At 64.3% G+C, this 13,824-nt stretch carries 14 protein-coding genes; 11 read left to right on the forward strand and 3 right to left on the reverse strand.

From position 1 onward, the window contains the following. The first annotated feature begins 150 nt into the window (after positions 1 to 150). From rpiA to AC1VWL_RS18005, 3 genes are all read left to right on the forward strand, one after another. Positions 151 to 798, forward strand: a complete 648-nt coding sequence (rpiA, locus tag AC1VWL_RS17995; RefSeq protein ID WP_057629081.1) for a ribose-5-phosphate isomerase RpiA — start codon at positions 151 to 153, stop codon at positions 796 to 798. A gap of 215 nt (positions 799 to 1,013) precedes the next feature. Beyond that, a complete protein-coding gene (locus tag AC1VWL_RS18000; protein WP_482987592.1) occupies positions 1,014 to 1,472 on the forward strand; it encodes a DUF192 domain-containing protein in 459 nt (152 codons plus the stop codon). A gap of 66 nt (positions 1,473 to 1,538) precedes the next feature. Beyond that, complete coding sequence (locus AC1VWL_RS18005; RefSeq protein WP_482987593.1) at positions 1,539 to 2,387, forward strand: SirB1 family protein; 849 nt, start codon at positions 1,539 to 1,541, stop codon at positions 2,385 to 2,387. A gap of 276 nt (positions 2,388 to 2,663) precedes the next feature. Here the strand turns inward: AC1VWL_RS18005 and AC1VWL_RS18010 are convergent, their stop codons facing one another. After that, positions 2,664 to 2,855 (reverse strand): rubredoxin, encoded by a 192-nt coding sequence (locus AC1VWL_RS18010; protein ID WP_282271680.1) that lies wholly within the window; start codon positions 2,853 to 2,855, stop codon positions 2,664 to 2,666. A gap of 69 nt (positions 2,856 to 2,924) precedes the next feature. Between AC1VWL_RS18010 and thiE the strand changes: the two genes are divergently transcribed. Both thiE and hemL read left to right on the forward strand, forming a co-directional pair. Then, positions 2,925 to 3,551, forward strand: a complete 627-nt coding sequence (gene thiE / locus AC1VWL_RS18015) for a thiamine phosphate synthase (RefSeq protein ID WP_482987594.1) — start codon at positions 2,925 to 2,927, stop codon at positions 3,549 to 3,551. 153 nt (positions 3,552 to 3,704) lie between these two features. Then, positions 3,705 to 4,997, forward strand: coding sequence for a glutamate-1-semialdehyde 2,1-aminomutase (gene hemL / locus AC1VWL_RS18020; protein ID WP_482987595.1), 1,293 nt, complete (start codon positions 3,705 to 3,707; stop codon positions 4,995 to 4,997). Positions 4,998 to 5,110: 113 nt separating this feature from the next. Here hemL and azu read toward each other — a convergent pair whose 3' ends face one another. Next, entirely contained in the window at positions 5,111 to 5,563 is a 453-nt protein-coding gene (gene azu, locus AC1VWL_RS18025; protein ID WP_282271671.1) for an azurin, read from the reverse strand. A gap of 137 nt (positions 5,564 to 5,700) precedes the next feature. Here azu and AC1VWL_RS18030 point away from each other — a divergent pair, with 137 nt between their 5' ends. The 5 genes from AC1VWL_RS18030 to AC1VWL_RS18050 all read left to right on the forward strand — a co-directional run bounded on the left by AC1VWL_RS18030 (position 5,701) and on the right by AC1VWL_RS18050 (position 11,329). Then, the gene (locus AC1VWL_RS18030) at positions 5,701 to 6,297 is read left to right on the forward strand and encodes an HAD-IA family hydrolase (protein WP_482987596.1); all 597 of its coding nucleotides are present in this window, start codon (positions 5,701 to 5,703) and stop codon (positions 6,295 to 6,297) included. Positions 6,298 to 6,372: 75 nt separating this feature from the next. Continuing rightward, entirely contained in the window at positions 6,373 to 7,491 is a 1,119-nt protein-coding gene (locus AC1VWL_RS18035; RefSeq protein ID WP_482987597.1) for a type 1 glutamine amidotransferase domain-containing protein, read from the forward strand. A 3-nt stretch (positions 7,492 to 7,494) separates the two neighbouring features. Next, positions 7,495 to 8,193, forward strand: coding sequence for a response regulator transcription factor (locus AC1VWL_RS18040; protein ID WP_482987598.1), 699 nt, complete (start codon positions 7,495 to 7,497; stop codon positions 8,191 to 8,193). Next, complete coding sequence (locus tag AC1VWL_RS18045) at positions 8,190 to 9,482, forward strand: sensor histidine kinase (protein WP_482987599.1); 1,293 nt, start codon at positions 8,190 to 8,192, stop codon at positions 9,480 to 9,482. The genes AC1VWL_RS18040 and AC1VWL_RS18045 overlap by 4 nt, the downstream gene beginning before the upstream one ends. 89 nt (positions 9,483 to 9,571) lie before the next feature. Beyond that, positions 9,572 to 11,329 (forward strand): serine hydrolase domain-containing protein, encoded by a 1,758-nt coding sequence (locus tag AC1VWL_RS18050; protein WP_482987600.1) that lies wholly within the window; start codon positions 9,572 to 9,574, stop codon positions 11,327 to 11,329. A gap of 131 nt (positions 11,330 to 11,460) precedes the next feature. On the opposite strand, the gene AC1VWL_RS18055 is transcribed toward AC1VWL_RS18050, so the two are convergent. Next, on the reverse strand, positions 11,461 to 12,690 hold the full coding sequence (locus tag AC1VWL_RS18055; RefSeq protein WP_482987601.1) for an acetylornithine transaminase: 1,230 nt from the start codon (positions 12,688 to 12,690) through the stop codon (positions 11,461 to 11,463). Between the two features lie 70 nt (positions 12,691 to 12,760). On the opposite strand from AC1VWL_RS18055, the gene AC1VWL_RS18060 reads away from it, so the two are divergent. After that, a complete protein-coding gene (locus AC1VWL_RS18060) occupies positions 12,761 to 13,624 on the forward strand; it encodes an ion transporter (RefSeq protein ID WP_296250305.1) in 864 nt (287 codons plus the stop codon). Positions 13,625 to 13,824 lie beyond the last annotated feature (200 nt).

A 13,824-nucleotide genomic window follows, 5' to 3' on the forward strand; every position in this document is an offset into this window, starting at 1 on the left:
GTATTGGTGCGATGGCTGCTAAAAACAACAAAAAAAAAACCCGATTTGGGTGCGCTGCTCACCCCGCGAAGCCGATACCGTTTCAGATTCCCGGCTTCGCGGCTCACGCCGCTCCTACAAAAACCCGTTTTCCAACTGATCGAGCCCACCATGTCCGAAGCCAAGCGCCTGGCCGCCGAAAAAGCCATCGAATACGTCCAGAAGGGAATGATTGTCGGTGTCGGCACCGGCTCCACCGTCGCCTACTTCATCGAAGCCCTGGCCCGCATCAAGGACCAGATCGAAGGCGCGGTCTCCAGCTCCGACCAGAGCACCGCCCTGCTCAAGGGCCACGGCATCGAGGTACTGGACCTGAACCATACCGGCGGCCTGTCGCTGTACGTGGACGGCGCCGACGAGTGCGACGGCAACAAGAACCTGATCAAGGGCGGCGGCGCCGCACTGACCCGCGAGAAGATCATCGCCGAGGCCAGCAAGCAGTTCGTCTGCATCGTCGACCCGAGCAAGCAGGTCAAGGTACTGGGCAAGTTTCCGCTGCCGGTGGAAGTGATCCCGATGGCGCGCAGCCTGGTCGCCCGCGAGATCTTGGCCCTGACTGGCGGCCAGCCGGTATGGCGCGACGGCGTGGTCACCGACAACGGGAATCTGATTCTGGACGTGCATAACCTGGCGATCACCGACCCGGTGAAGCTGGAACAGCAGCTCAACCAGATTCCCGGCGTCGTTACCGTAGGTTTGTTCGCCCGCCGCCCGGCTGACGTAGTCATCATCGGCGGCGAGCCGCCGCAGGTGCTGTAAGCCAAGCCAGCAAAGCTGTTGCTGTTGCTGTTGCTGTTGCTGTTGCTTTGGCTGTTGCTTTGGCTGTTGCTTTGGCTTTGGCTGTTGCTCCAGCGTTGGCTTGTTGCTCTTCCCTTCTCCCGTTCACGGGAGAAGGTGCCCAACGGGCGGATGAGGGGAAGCTTTTGACTTCCCCAGCCGATCCGATGGTTCTCTTTCCCAGCCGGTCCCAACCCATGCCCAAATCATTCCTGCGTACCCTCCTTGCCCTGTCCCTGCTCGCCTTGGCCGGCTGCGCCAGCGCCGACAGCAAGCATTGGGTGGAACTGGCCGGTACCCGCTACAACGTGGAACTGGCGCAGAACGACGAAACCCGCGCCCGCGGCCTGATGTTCCGCGACCAGATGGATGCCGACCACGGCATGCTGTTCGTCCATGACCGTGAGGAACCGCAGGCCTACTGGATGAAGAACACCAAAATCCCGCTGGACATCCTCTACTTCGACAGCCAGCGCCGCCTGGTCGGCCAGCAGCGTGATGTGCCGCCGTGCTCGGCCGGCGACATGTGCCCGCCCTACCCCAGCTTCAACCCGGCCCTGTACGTGCTTGAGCTCAACGCCGGCCAGGCCGCCAAGCTCAAGCTGGAAGACGGTGCCGAGCTGACCTTCGGCCCAGGCATCGCCACCGGCAACTGACTGATACACACAAATTGAACAGCGGCGCCCTTGAACCGGCGCCGCTTTGCCGCCAGTCTTGGGGGCATGTCTGAAACACGCATTACCCTGCCGCAGTGGGAAGAACTGGCCGGCTTGCCCGATGAGGCACTGCCGCTGCTGTCGACTGCCCTGCTGATCGCCCGCGACGAATACCCACAGCTGGACCCGGCCGCCTATGACCGCGTGCTGCAGGCCCACGCCGATCACCTGCGGGTGGAAGTGGACGCCATCGGCGAATGGCCGCTCAAGGTTGCCGCCATCAACAACCACCTCTTCAACGAAGTGGGCTACAGCGGCGACAACGACGAGTACTACGACCCGCGCAACAGCTACCTCAACGAGGTGTTCGAGCGCCGCTTGGGCAACCCGATTTCGCTGGCCCTGGTACAGATCGAAGTCTCGCGCCGGCTTGGCCTGCCGCTGGAGGGCATTTCCTTCCCCGGCCATTTCCTGGTGCGGCTACCGGTGGAAGACGGGGTGCTGATCATGGACCCGTTCAATGGTGGGCGACCACTGGGCGTGGACGAGCTCCGCGAGCGCGCGCGCAGCAACCTGGGCGGCGAAACCCCCGACGACAACGTGCTGGCGCAGATCCTGGATCCGGCCCCACACCGCGCCATCCTGATGCGCATGCTGCGCAACCTGCACGGTGTCTATGCCGAACGCGGCGAATGGGACCGCGCCGCACGCAGCGCCGACCGCATCCTCAAGCTGGCCCCCGAGCAGGCCGATGCCGTACGCGATCGCGGCTTGGCCTACATGCAGCTGGAGCATCTGGCCGGTGCCCGCGCCGATCTGGCGCGCTACCTGAAGATGGCGCCGGAAGCCGCCGATGCCATCGGCATCCGCGAGCGTCTGGTGGAACTGGGTGGCGAAAAACCGAGGCTGCATTGAGCCCGGCATAGCACCTGCCTTGCCAGGCTTTTGTGGGAGCGGCGTCTGCCGCGAAGCCAGTGCACGCATCCGCAGCCATTGATCAACGCGGCACTTCTGCAGGAGCGACTTTGCGCACGAAACCAAGACGATCCTTCGGTAGGTGAATGTGCTTGGCCGACTTCGGATACCGCAATGGCTTCGCGGCTGACGCCGCTCCTACAACCGGCTTCGGATGCGGTAGTGGCTTCGCGGCTTACGCCGCTCCCACAAATCGTACAAGCAACGCGCTGCGGCTCAATCCAGCTCGACCATCTCGAAGTCATCCTTGGTCACGCCGCAGTCCGGGCAGGTCCAGGTGTCGGGCACGTCTTCCCAGCGTGTGCCCGGGGCGATGCCTTCTTCCGGCAAGCCATCGGCCTCGCTGTAGATGAAGCCACAGACGACACACATCCAGTTGCGCAGGTTGGAGGCCGTAGCGTCGGACATCGGGGATAATCACCGGACAGAGAAGCGGCGTTGATTGTCACATTCCCCACGCCGTACCGGTAGCCATACATGACACAGCTTGCCGACGCCCATGGCGTCTACCTGATCACCCCCGACGAAACCGACAGCGCGCGCCTGCTCCAGCGGGTCCGTCCGCTGCTGGCCGGCACCACCTGGCTGCAATACCGCAACAAGGCGGTCGATGCGCCCACCCGCCTGGCCCAGGCCACTGCCCTGCAGGCACTGTGCGCCGAAGCCGGGGTTCCGCTGATCATCAATGACGATGCCGCCCTCGCACTTCAGGTCGGCGCCGCCGGCGTGCACCTGGGTGAAGACGACGGCGACATCGCCGCCGCCCGTGCCCTGCTTGGCCCGCAGGCCATCATCGGCGCGTCCTGCTATGACGAGCTGGCACTGGCCCAGCGCGCGGTGGCAGCTGGCGCCAGCTACGTGGCGTTTGGCGCCTTCTATCCGACCCGTAGCAAAGTCACCACCCGCCGTGCCAACCCGGAGCTGCTGCGACAAAGCGCCGCACTTGGGGTGCCACGGGTAGCGATTGGTGGTTTGACCCCGGACAATAGCCGGCCTGTGGTGGACGCTGGCGCGGACCTGATCGCGGTGATCAGCGGCGTGTTCAGCGAGGCCGATCCGGTGGCGGCGCTTGAGGCTTATCGGGGCTGTTTCCAGCACAAATGACAGGTTCCTTCTCCCTCCGGGAGAAGGTGCCCCGAAGGGGCGGATGAGGGTAAGGGCGAAGCCAGGCGGTACGAGGCGCGCCTTACCCTCTCCCCAACCCCTCTCCCGAAAGGAGAGGGGCTTTGAATCACTGCCTTGTCCAGGAGTTTCACAATGAACCACGCCCAATCCCACGCCCTGTTCACCCGCGCGCAGACCTTGCTGCCGGGTGGCGTCAATTCACCGGTGCGTGCGTTCAAGTCGGTCGGCGGCGAACCCTTCTTCGTGCAGCGCGCCGATGGCGCCTACCTGCATGACGTGGATGGCAACGCCTACATCGATTACGTCGGCTCCTGGGGCCCGATGATCGTCGGCCACAACCACCTGGCCGTGCGCGAGGCCGTGCAGCAGGCGATCGGCAATGGACTGTCGTTCGGCGCGCCGTGTGCGGCCGAAGTCGCCATGGCAGAGACCATCACCCAGTTGGTGCCGTCCTGCGAGATGGTGCGCATGGTCAACTCCGGTACCGAGGCGACGCTGTCGGCGATCCGCCTGGCGCGCGGCGCCACCGGTCGCAACAAGATCGTCAAGTTCGAGGGCTGCTACCACGGCCACGGCGACTCCTTCCTGGTCAAGGCCGGCAGCGGCATGCTGACCCTGGGCGTGCCGACCTCGCCGGGCGTCCCGGCCGGCTTGAGCGAACTCACCCTCACCCTGCCCTACAACGATTTCGAAGCGGCTACCGCGCTGTTCGAGCAGCAGGGCGCCGACATCGCCGGCCTGATCATCGAGCCGGTAGTCGGCAACGCCAACTGCATCCCGCCGCGCGAGGGCTACCTGCAGCACCTGCGCGCGCTGTGCACGCAGCATGGTGCGCTGCTGATCTTCGACGAAGTGATGACCGGCTTCCGTGTTGCCCTCGGCGGCGCGCAGGCGTACTACGGCATCACCCCGGACCTCAGCACCTTCGGCAAAATCATCGGCGGCGGCATGCCGGTAGGCGCCTATGGCGGCCGCCGCGAGCTGATGTCGCAGATCGCCCCGGCCGGCCCGATCTACCAGGCCGGCACGCTGAGCGGTAATCCGGTGGCGATGGCCGCCGGCCTGGCGATGCTGCAGCTGGTGCAGGCGCCGGGCTTCCACGAGCGCCTGACGGCGGCAACCAACAAACTCTGCGATGGCCTGGAAGCAGCAGCGCGCGATGCCGGCGTGGCGGTGACCACCAATCGCGTCGGCGGCATGTTCGGCCTGTTCTTCACCAGCGAGAAGGTCGAGACCTACGCACAGGCCACCGCCTGTGACATCAAGGCCTTCAACGTTTTCTTCCACGCCATGCTGGAGCGCGGCGTGTTCCTCGCCCCATCAGCCTATGAGGCCGGCTTCCTGTCCAGCGCGCATGATGATGCGGTGATTGAAGCCACGCTGGTTGCAGCGCGTGAGGCGTTCAAGGTGGTTGCAGCAGGTTGATCAACCTGCAGTGCGAATGATCGAAGTAAAGCCCCTCTCCCGTTCACGGGAGAGGGGTTAGGGTAAGGGCGGCTCCTGCTTCGAGGCTTCTCGAACTCAAGCCATGCATCAGCTCACCCAAAAACCAGCTTGCCCTTCATCATTCCCCAGTGCCCCGGGAACGAACAGAAGAAGGTGTAGTCACCACCACGCGTCAACTTGCTGGTCGCAAAGCGCACCTGCGTGGTCTGCCCGCCACCGATCACCGGCGTGAACGCGATCACCCGCGCATCATTCTTCGGCAGATAACTGTCTGCCAGCGTCGAACGCATACCGGCCGTGGCCACCTGCTGGAAATCCGGCGTGCGCGTCAGCACCCAGTTATGCCCCATCGCGGTGGCCGGCATCCTGCCGGTGTGCTTCAGGGTCAGGTCCACCTGGGTGCAATCGGCGGCAACCCGGATCTGCGGCACGGAGAACTGCATGCGGTCGTTGCTTTCGATGGTGACCGCACAGGTACGGGCCAGCGCGGGCGCGGCAGGCAACAGGCCGGCAAGGGCCAACAACAGCAGGCTGGAACGCTTCACGATGAACTCCACGCTATGACAACCAAAGTGTCATGATTCTAGGCAAATGTGTCTGATTTCACCTGTGACGCGATGTCGCAGGCTGCACATCGATGCCATGCCAGCGATACTGCAACCCCGTTCCTACCTCGCCATCGATGCAACGACCACATGCACTATTGCTGGATTTCGATGGCCTGCTCGCCGATTACGACCACCGTATCCATCTGCGCCAGCTTGCCGATGCTGCCGACTGCAAACCCGAGCAGGTGGACGCGGCTTTGCGCGCGGACGGGCTGGAGTTCGCCCATGCCCGTGGTGAGCTGGATGGTGAGCAGTTGCTGCAGGCACTGAATCAACGCCTTGGCAGCGCATTGGGTACGCCACACTGGCATGCCGCACGACTCGCTGCGACCACGCTGCGCAGCGATTGCATGGCGGTGCTGGAGCGTGTTCATTCCGATGTGCAGGTTGCGGTACTGACCAACAATGGCCTGCTGACGCGACCAGTGATCGAGCAGTTGCTAGCCGGCCGTCGTGTGCTGTGCAGCGCAGCGCTGGGAGTACGCAAGCCGGACCCCGCGGCGTATCTGGCAGCCTGTGCGGCGCTTGGCTGTGCGCCTGAGCGTAGCCTGTTCATCGACCACCTGTTCCGCAATGTGCAGGGTGCGCGCGAAGCCGGGCTGCATGCCGATACTGCGTTTCACGCGCAGTCGCTGCGCCGCCTGCTCAAGCGCAATCACCTGCTGCGTTGACCTGGCGCTCGCAGCGATTGAGATTCATTTGATATCCGTTGGCGACACTGGCCTCCCAAGCCACTGGAGCCACCGATGAACCTGCCCTCACGATTATTGCTAACTGTCCTGTTGCTAGCGCCAGCATTGCCGCAGCAGGCATCGGCGGCAACGGACAAGGTACTGATCGTGGTCAGCGGCGAAGGCAAGGATGCCGGCAAGCAGCACCCTGGCTACGAGTTCGATGAACTGTCGCAGGCCTGGTTGGTGTTCAAGGCCAATGGCCTACAGGTGGAGGTCGCCAGCCCCAAGGGCGGCGCAGTGGAGGCCGACAAATACAACCCGAACGAGCCCTTCAACGCCGCCTTGCTGGCCGATGCACAGGCGATGCGGCAATTGGCCGACACCAAGGCCACTTCCGCGGTGAAGGCCTCCGACTACGCCGCTGTGTATGTGGTCGGCGGCAAGGGTGCGATGTTCGACCTGCCCCGCGACCAGGCATTGCAGCAGCTGTTGGGCAAGGTCTGGGACAACGGCGGCATCGTCGCCGCGGTCTGCCACGGTCCAGCCGCCTTGGCCGAGGTACGCCTGGCCGATGGCAGCCTGCTTGTCTCGGGTCGCCAGCTCACCGGCTTCAGCAATGAAGAGGAAGCGATATTCGGCAAGAAGTGGGTGCCGCAATTCCCCTGGCTGCTCGAGGATGCACTGCGCCAGCGTGGCGCGCAGTGGCAAGAAGCCCCCTTGATGATGCCGAAGCTGGTGGTCGATGGCCGCTTGATCACCGGCCAGAACCCCTACTCCACCACCGCCGTGGCAGAAGCCATCGTGCGCGCGACAGGTCGCACGCCAGTCGCACGCACACCGTGGCGCGATGAAGCCAGCATGGCCTTGGTGGAACGCCTGCTCAGCGGCGACGTGCAAGGCGCACATGCCTCACTGGCGGCCGATGTCTCCCGCCATCACGTAGAGCTGATCGGCATCCTCGGCTACTACCAGGCACAGGCCGCAGCCAACGATGCCGCCCTGGAGCAGGCCTTGCAGGTCATGGAACTGGCCTTGCCACACATGCAGGAGGCACAACTGAAACTCGCCGCTGCCCAGGCCCACCTCACGCTCAAGCGACCGGCGCAGGCACGCGCCCTGGTACTCCAGGCACTGGCAGGCAATCCGCAGCTGGAACAGGCTCAAGCCCTCCTACGACAGATCGACGGTTGAACCATGCCCCTGCCCGCCCTGCGCATCCTGGTGATCGAGGACAACCGCCTGCTACGCGACAACCTGCAGGCGTTGCTGTCCGCACACGGATTCCACGCCAGCTTCGCAGCAGACGGCCGCAGCGGCCTGCAAATGGCATTGGTCGACCCACCTGACGTGCTGGTGCTCGATCTGGGCCTGCCCGGCCTTGATGGACTGCAGGTCTGCCAGCGTCTGCGCGCCGAGTCCGACCGGCATGTCCCGATCCTGATGCTGACCGCACGCGACGCACTGGACGACCGCCTGCTTGGCTTCCGCAGTGGCGCCGACGATTACCTGGTCAAGCCCTTCGCTGGCGAGGAACTGGTGGCCCGCTGCCTGACCTTGTCACAACGCCATCGCGCCGGCCAGCCGCACGTGTTGTGCATAGGCAGCCTGCGGATAGATCGCCGCAGCCACGAGGTGCAGCGCCTGGGACAACGCATCGAGCTGCACCAGACCAGTTTCGACATCCTGCTGGCGCTGGCCGAAGCATGGCCGCGCACGCTGACCCGCAGCGAGCTGGTGCAGCGCCTCTGGGGCGATATGCCACCCGACTCTGACCCGTTGCGCACGCACCTCTATCTGTTGCGGCAAACCCTGGACAAACCCTTTGCCACGCCAATGCTGAAGACCGTGCATGGCGTCGGCTTCCGTCTTAAGTCCGATGAGGGCATGGCGTGACGAATCCATCCACGACGCCACGCAAGCGTCTGCGCAACCGGCTGATGCTGGCCTTCGCCGGCTTCACGCTGGTGGTCGCCACACTATTTGGGCTGTACGTGGCCGTGTTCGCCTATGCAGTTGAGGACATGTTCTTCAACGGACTGCTGGAACGCGAAGCCAGCGAGCAGCTGCAGCATCACGCGCAGACCGGCGCATGGAAGGCACCACGCGAATCATGGATGCAGGTGATCGAGTCTGCGACAGACCTGCCCGACAGCATCGCCAGCACCCTTGCACGCGAACCGCGTCGGCGTGAATTCTCCGGCAGCGCCGGCCGCCACTACCATCTGCAGCGCCTGCAGTCTGATGCCGCTGCCGAACCGGCCTGGCTGCTGGCCGAAGTGAGCCAGTTGCTGGTTGTTCGGCCACAGCGCGCGGGTTTGTTCCAGCTGCTGGTCTGGTCTGGCGTGGCGGTGATTGCGCTGGCCCTGCTGCTCGGCGCATGGCTGGCACGTCGCACCACCGCGCCTTTATCGCGGCTTGCGCAGCTCGTCGACAACGCCGGGCCCGATCACCTGCCTGCCGTGCATGCGCAGCGCTTTGCCGACGACGAAGTCGGCGTGCTGGCACGTGGGCTGGAGGCCTTGATCATCCGCATCCGCGCCTTCGTCATCCGCGAGCGCGAGTTCACCCGCGATGCCAGCCATGAGCTGCGCACACCGTTAGCCGTCATTCGCGGAACCACCGAGCGCCTTGCCCGTAATCCGTCGCTGTCGCCTGCGGCACAGCAGGGGCTTTCACAGATTCGCCAGTCCACGCTGCAGCTGGAACAAACCATCAGCATGCTGCTGGCCTTGGCCCGCGAACAGGCGCTGCCTGCCGCTGGCTGCCCGAACCGGTTGCTACCGGTGATCGAGCGCGTGGTTGTCGAGCAATCGCCACTGCTGGACGACAAGCAGATCGAGCTGGATATCGACGTCCCGTTTTCCGCAAACAGCACGCTGCCACTGGCAGTGTTGCAGGTATTGCTCGCCAACCTGATCGGCAATGCTTTCGCGCATACAGCGGCCGGCACGATACGCATCGCCACTGAGGCCGAACAGCTTCGCATCACCAACCCCGGCGATGGCATCAGCGACCAGGCATTGGATGCCTTCAGCAAGGGAGCGAACAGCACTGGCTTCGGACTGGGCCTTTCTATCGTGCACCGGCTTTGCGAGCAGCACGGCATTGCGCTGGACATACGCCACGACGAAGGACTGACCTCGGTCGCGTTCCCGCTCCTGCCAGCACCAGCTACGCCATGAAGACCCTTGTGCAGATTCTTCTGCTATGCGCATCCCTCTTGGCGACACCTTTTGCTGCATCCAATGACAGAAGCCAACTGTATGCCGACATGCAGCAGATCCTTGATGAGGAAGGACTGCAAGGCGCGGTCTGGGCCACCGTCGCGGCAGATGGCAGTACGGTCAGCGATGCCGCAGGCGTGCGCGATGCGGCCAGTCGCATGCCCATGCAGGGCTCCACTCGCGTGCACGTAGGCTCGGTTGCCAAAGCGGTGCTTGCCATCGGCGTGCTGCGCCTGGTCAGTCAAGGCCGCCTTTCATTGGAGACACCGGTGACAGCGGTGGTTCCTGCAATCCGCTTCGATAATCACTGGGAAACCACGCACCCGGTACGTGTGCGCCACCTGCTTGCGCATACAGCTGGCCTGGAGAACCTAAAACTGGGCCAGTTCTTCAGTCTTCGCGCGACGGCTGACGTGCCCCTGGCCACCGCATCCGGAACGGAGCGTGCGCCGCTACGCGTACTCAGCCAGCCTGGCAGCCGCTTCAGCTACTCCAACCTTGGATACACCGTGCTGGGGCAGGTGATCGAGGCCATCAGCGGTGAACGCTACGAAACCTGGATGGACCGGGAAGTGCTAAGCGCGCTGGGGATGCGAGACAGCACCTTCACCTACACCACGCAGACCGGCACGCATGCAGACCCGCATCTTGCGATGGGCCACTTTGAACAGGCGCGCCCCGCACCTGCCGTACCGACGTTTCTACGCCCTGGCGCGCAACTGACCACCACCGCCGACGACATGGCGCTGTTCGCCAGCTTCCTGCTTGGCGACGGCAGCAACGCTGGACAGCCCTTCATCGCAACGGACCTGATGAACGCAGTGACCGCACCAGCCGGAACCGAGGCCATGCGCGCGGGCCTGTCGCTCGGCCATGGACTCGTGCTCGTCGGACGCGACCGGCACGGCCAGGTGGGCGGCTGTCATCCCGGCAACACCGTCGGTTTCTGGGCGATGCTGTGCGTGTTTCCGCAGCAGCGCAGTGCGTTCTTCGTTGCCACCAACACCGACAACGAGGACGCCGACAACGAAAGGCTCAATCAACGACTTGTCGAAGCACTTGCACTGCCGCCACTTGCGCCAGTTGCGCCAGTTGCGCCGCCGCAGGTTGCTTCGCCCACTAGCCCCTCGCTGTCAGAGTGGGCTGGCCTGTACGTCCGCTCACCGCAGGCAATGCCTGCGATCGCACCGCTGCAGGCGCTGACGGAATTCATTCGCGTGGACACACTTGGAGACAAACTCCGCCTACGCTCGTTGTCCAGAGATGCACAGCTGCTGCAGCCGCTTGGCAATCAACTGTACCGGGCGGACGGTCGGGTCCTGCCCTCACATGTACTGTTGATTGGTGAAGATGGTCAACCTGTCCTGAGCGATGGGCTGCGCAACCATGTACGGGTTCCTGCCTGGCGCATCATCGTGCCGGGGCTGCTGCTGTCCATCGCCATGATCGGCGTTGTCACCACGATGCTGGCCGGGGTTGTGTTGGCGATCCGCGGAAAGCTGCGCTGGCGGAGCCCGGTTTTTCTGCCCGCATTGGCCGGTGCAGCCTTGCTGCTGCCAATAGCCTTGCTCTATCGCCAATCCCTGCTGGAGCTGGGTGACCGGACGGTGGCGAGCATCACGTTGGCCAGCGTGAGCTTGCTGTTGCCGTTGGCGCTGCTGGCAGGCACCGCAATGGGGCTGCATGGATGGCGACGCGCCGACCGCAATACGCGCCTGCTGACAGCATGCCTGCTGACGACACTACCCGGTGTTGGACTGCTGGTTGCATGGCAGTTGCTGCCATTGCGGCTGTGGCTGCTGTAAATGCCAGCGTCCCGACCCTTGCGCTGGCCGATACCGCAGATAAGCGATGCCCCCGAGTGACCGCTGCAAGCGGTGCACGTCGAGGGCATCAATTCTCCGTAGCACTGTACTCGCCAGTGCTATCGCTTGTTTCAGCTGCGTGAGGCGATGTAAGCGGCAATCGCCTCACGCACGCGCTTCAGGCCTTCGGCCACTTCTTCATCGGTGATGTTCAGCGCCGGCACGAAGCGCAGCACGCTGGTGCCGGCCTGCAGGATCAGCACCTGCTTTTCTGCCGCCAGATCCAGCAGCACGCCGATATCGGCGACGTAATCAGGCTTGAGCACCGCGCCCAGCATCAGGCCCATGCCGCGCACCTGCTCGAACACGCCGAACTCTTCGCCGATCGCTTCCAGACCGGCCTTCAACGCGGCCGACTGGCGCACGACATTGGCCTTGATCTCATCGGACGACAGCTTGCGCAGCGCCACACGGGCAACCGCCGCCGCCAGCGGGTTGCCGCCGAAGGTGCTGCCGTGCGCGCCAACGCCCATGATGTCGGCGACCTTGGGGCCGGCCAGCATCGCGCCGATCGGGAAGCCGCCGCCCAGCGCCTTGGCCAGGGTGACGATGTCCGGGGTCACGCCCCAGTTCCAATGCGCGAACAGCTCACCGGTACGGCCCATGCCGACCTGGATTTCATCCAGCACCATCAACGCGTCATGCTGGTCGCACAGCTCGCGGGCACGGCGCATGAACTCGGCACTGGCCGGCATCACCCCGCCCTCGCCCTGCACCGGCTCGAACATCACCGCGGCAACATCGCCAGCGGCCATCGCTTGTTCAAGCTGGGCGACGTCGTTGAAGTCCACGTAACGGAAGCCACCGGGCAGCGGCTCGTAGCCTTCCTGGTACTTGGGCTGGGCGGTAGCGGTGACCGTGGCCAGGGTGCGGCCATGGAAGCTGCCACGGAAGGTCACGATGAAACGCTTCTCCGGGCCACGGCCCTGCGCACTGGCCCACTTGCGTACCAGCTTGATCGCCACTTCATTGGCTTCAGCGCCGGAATTGCACAGGAACACGCGCTTGGCAAAGCGCGAGGCCTCCACCAGCTCCTGCGCCAGGTGCAGCGGCGGCTCGCTGTAGAACATGTTGCTGGTGTGCCACAGCTTGTCGGCCTGCTCGAACAGGGCGGCCTTCAGGTCCGGGTTGTTGTGGCCCAGGCTGCATACCGCGATGCCGGCGGCCAGGTCGATGAACTCGCGGCCCTGGGTATCCCACAGTCGCGCGCCCTGGCCTCGCTCCAGCACCAGCTGGCGCGGGCGGTAGACCGGCAGGTAGTAATTGGACAGGGACAACAACGGCTCGACGACAGCGGTCATGGCGTTCCAGATCAGTGGGTGTGAACGGTCCATTGTCCTCCATTCCGCGGGCCTGCGGCACAATGGGCGCATGCGACTGTTCTCAGCCCCCCAACTGAACCCGGCCAGCGACAGCGGTTGGCGCCGCCGCTGGTTCGACATCATCCACCGCACCGACACCCCGCCCTCGCGCCGCTTCGACCTGCTGCTGGTCTGGGCCATCCTCGCCAGCGTGCTGGTGGTGATGTTCGACAGCGTGCAGCACATCCACACTGCCTGGGCCAGCTGGTTCTATGTGGTCGAGTGGGGTTTCACCCTGCTGTTCACCGCCGAGTACCTGCTGCGCCTGCTGGTGGTACGGCGGCCGCTACGCTACGCGTTCAGCATCTGGGGCATCATCGACCTGCTGGCGATCCTGCCTTCCTATATCTCCTTCTTCATCCCCGGCGCACAGAGCCTGCTGGTGGTGCGGGTGCTGCGCCTGCTGCGGGTATTCCGCATCCTCAAGCTGACCCGCTACATCGAGGAGAGCGGCGTGCTGATGGCCGCGCTATGGCGCAGCCGCCGCAAGATCCTGCTGTTCCTGTCGATGGTGGTGACCATCGCCATCATCGCCGGCGCCTTGATGTATGTGATCGAAGGCCCGCAGTACGGCTTCAGCAACATCCCCGCCAGCATGTACTGGGCGGTGGTGACCATGGCCACGGTGGGTTTTGGCGACATCGTCCCGCACACCACGCTGGGCCGCTTCATCACCTCGGTACTGATCCTGATCGGCTACAGCATCCTGGCCGTGCCGACCGGCATCTACACCGCCGAGCTGGCTGGCAACATGCTGCGCGAAAGCCGCCGCGACAACCGTGGCTGCACGGTGTGCGGGCATGAGGGACACGAGTTCAAGGCGAAGTACTGCAATCGCTGCGGGCATGAGTTGCCGGAGCACCTCGAGCATTGATCGGTCTTGCGGGGGTAGTGCCGAGCCATGCTCGGCAGGTGCCTTATCGGGAATGCCTCTGCCGAGCATGGCTCGGCAATACGGGTTAGGATTAGCCGGAAATGCCTCTGCCGAGCATGAATCGGCACTACAGGTATGGCCTTCCGCCCTGCTTGCGGACGATGGCCATGGCGATTTCCAGCGACTGATCGTAGTTCATG

It is taken from the genome of Stenotrophomonas sp. STEN063 (genome assembly GCF_056854515.1).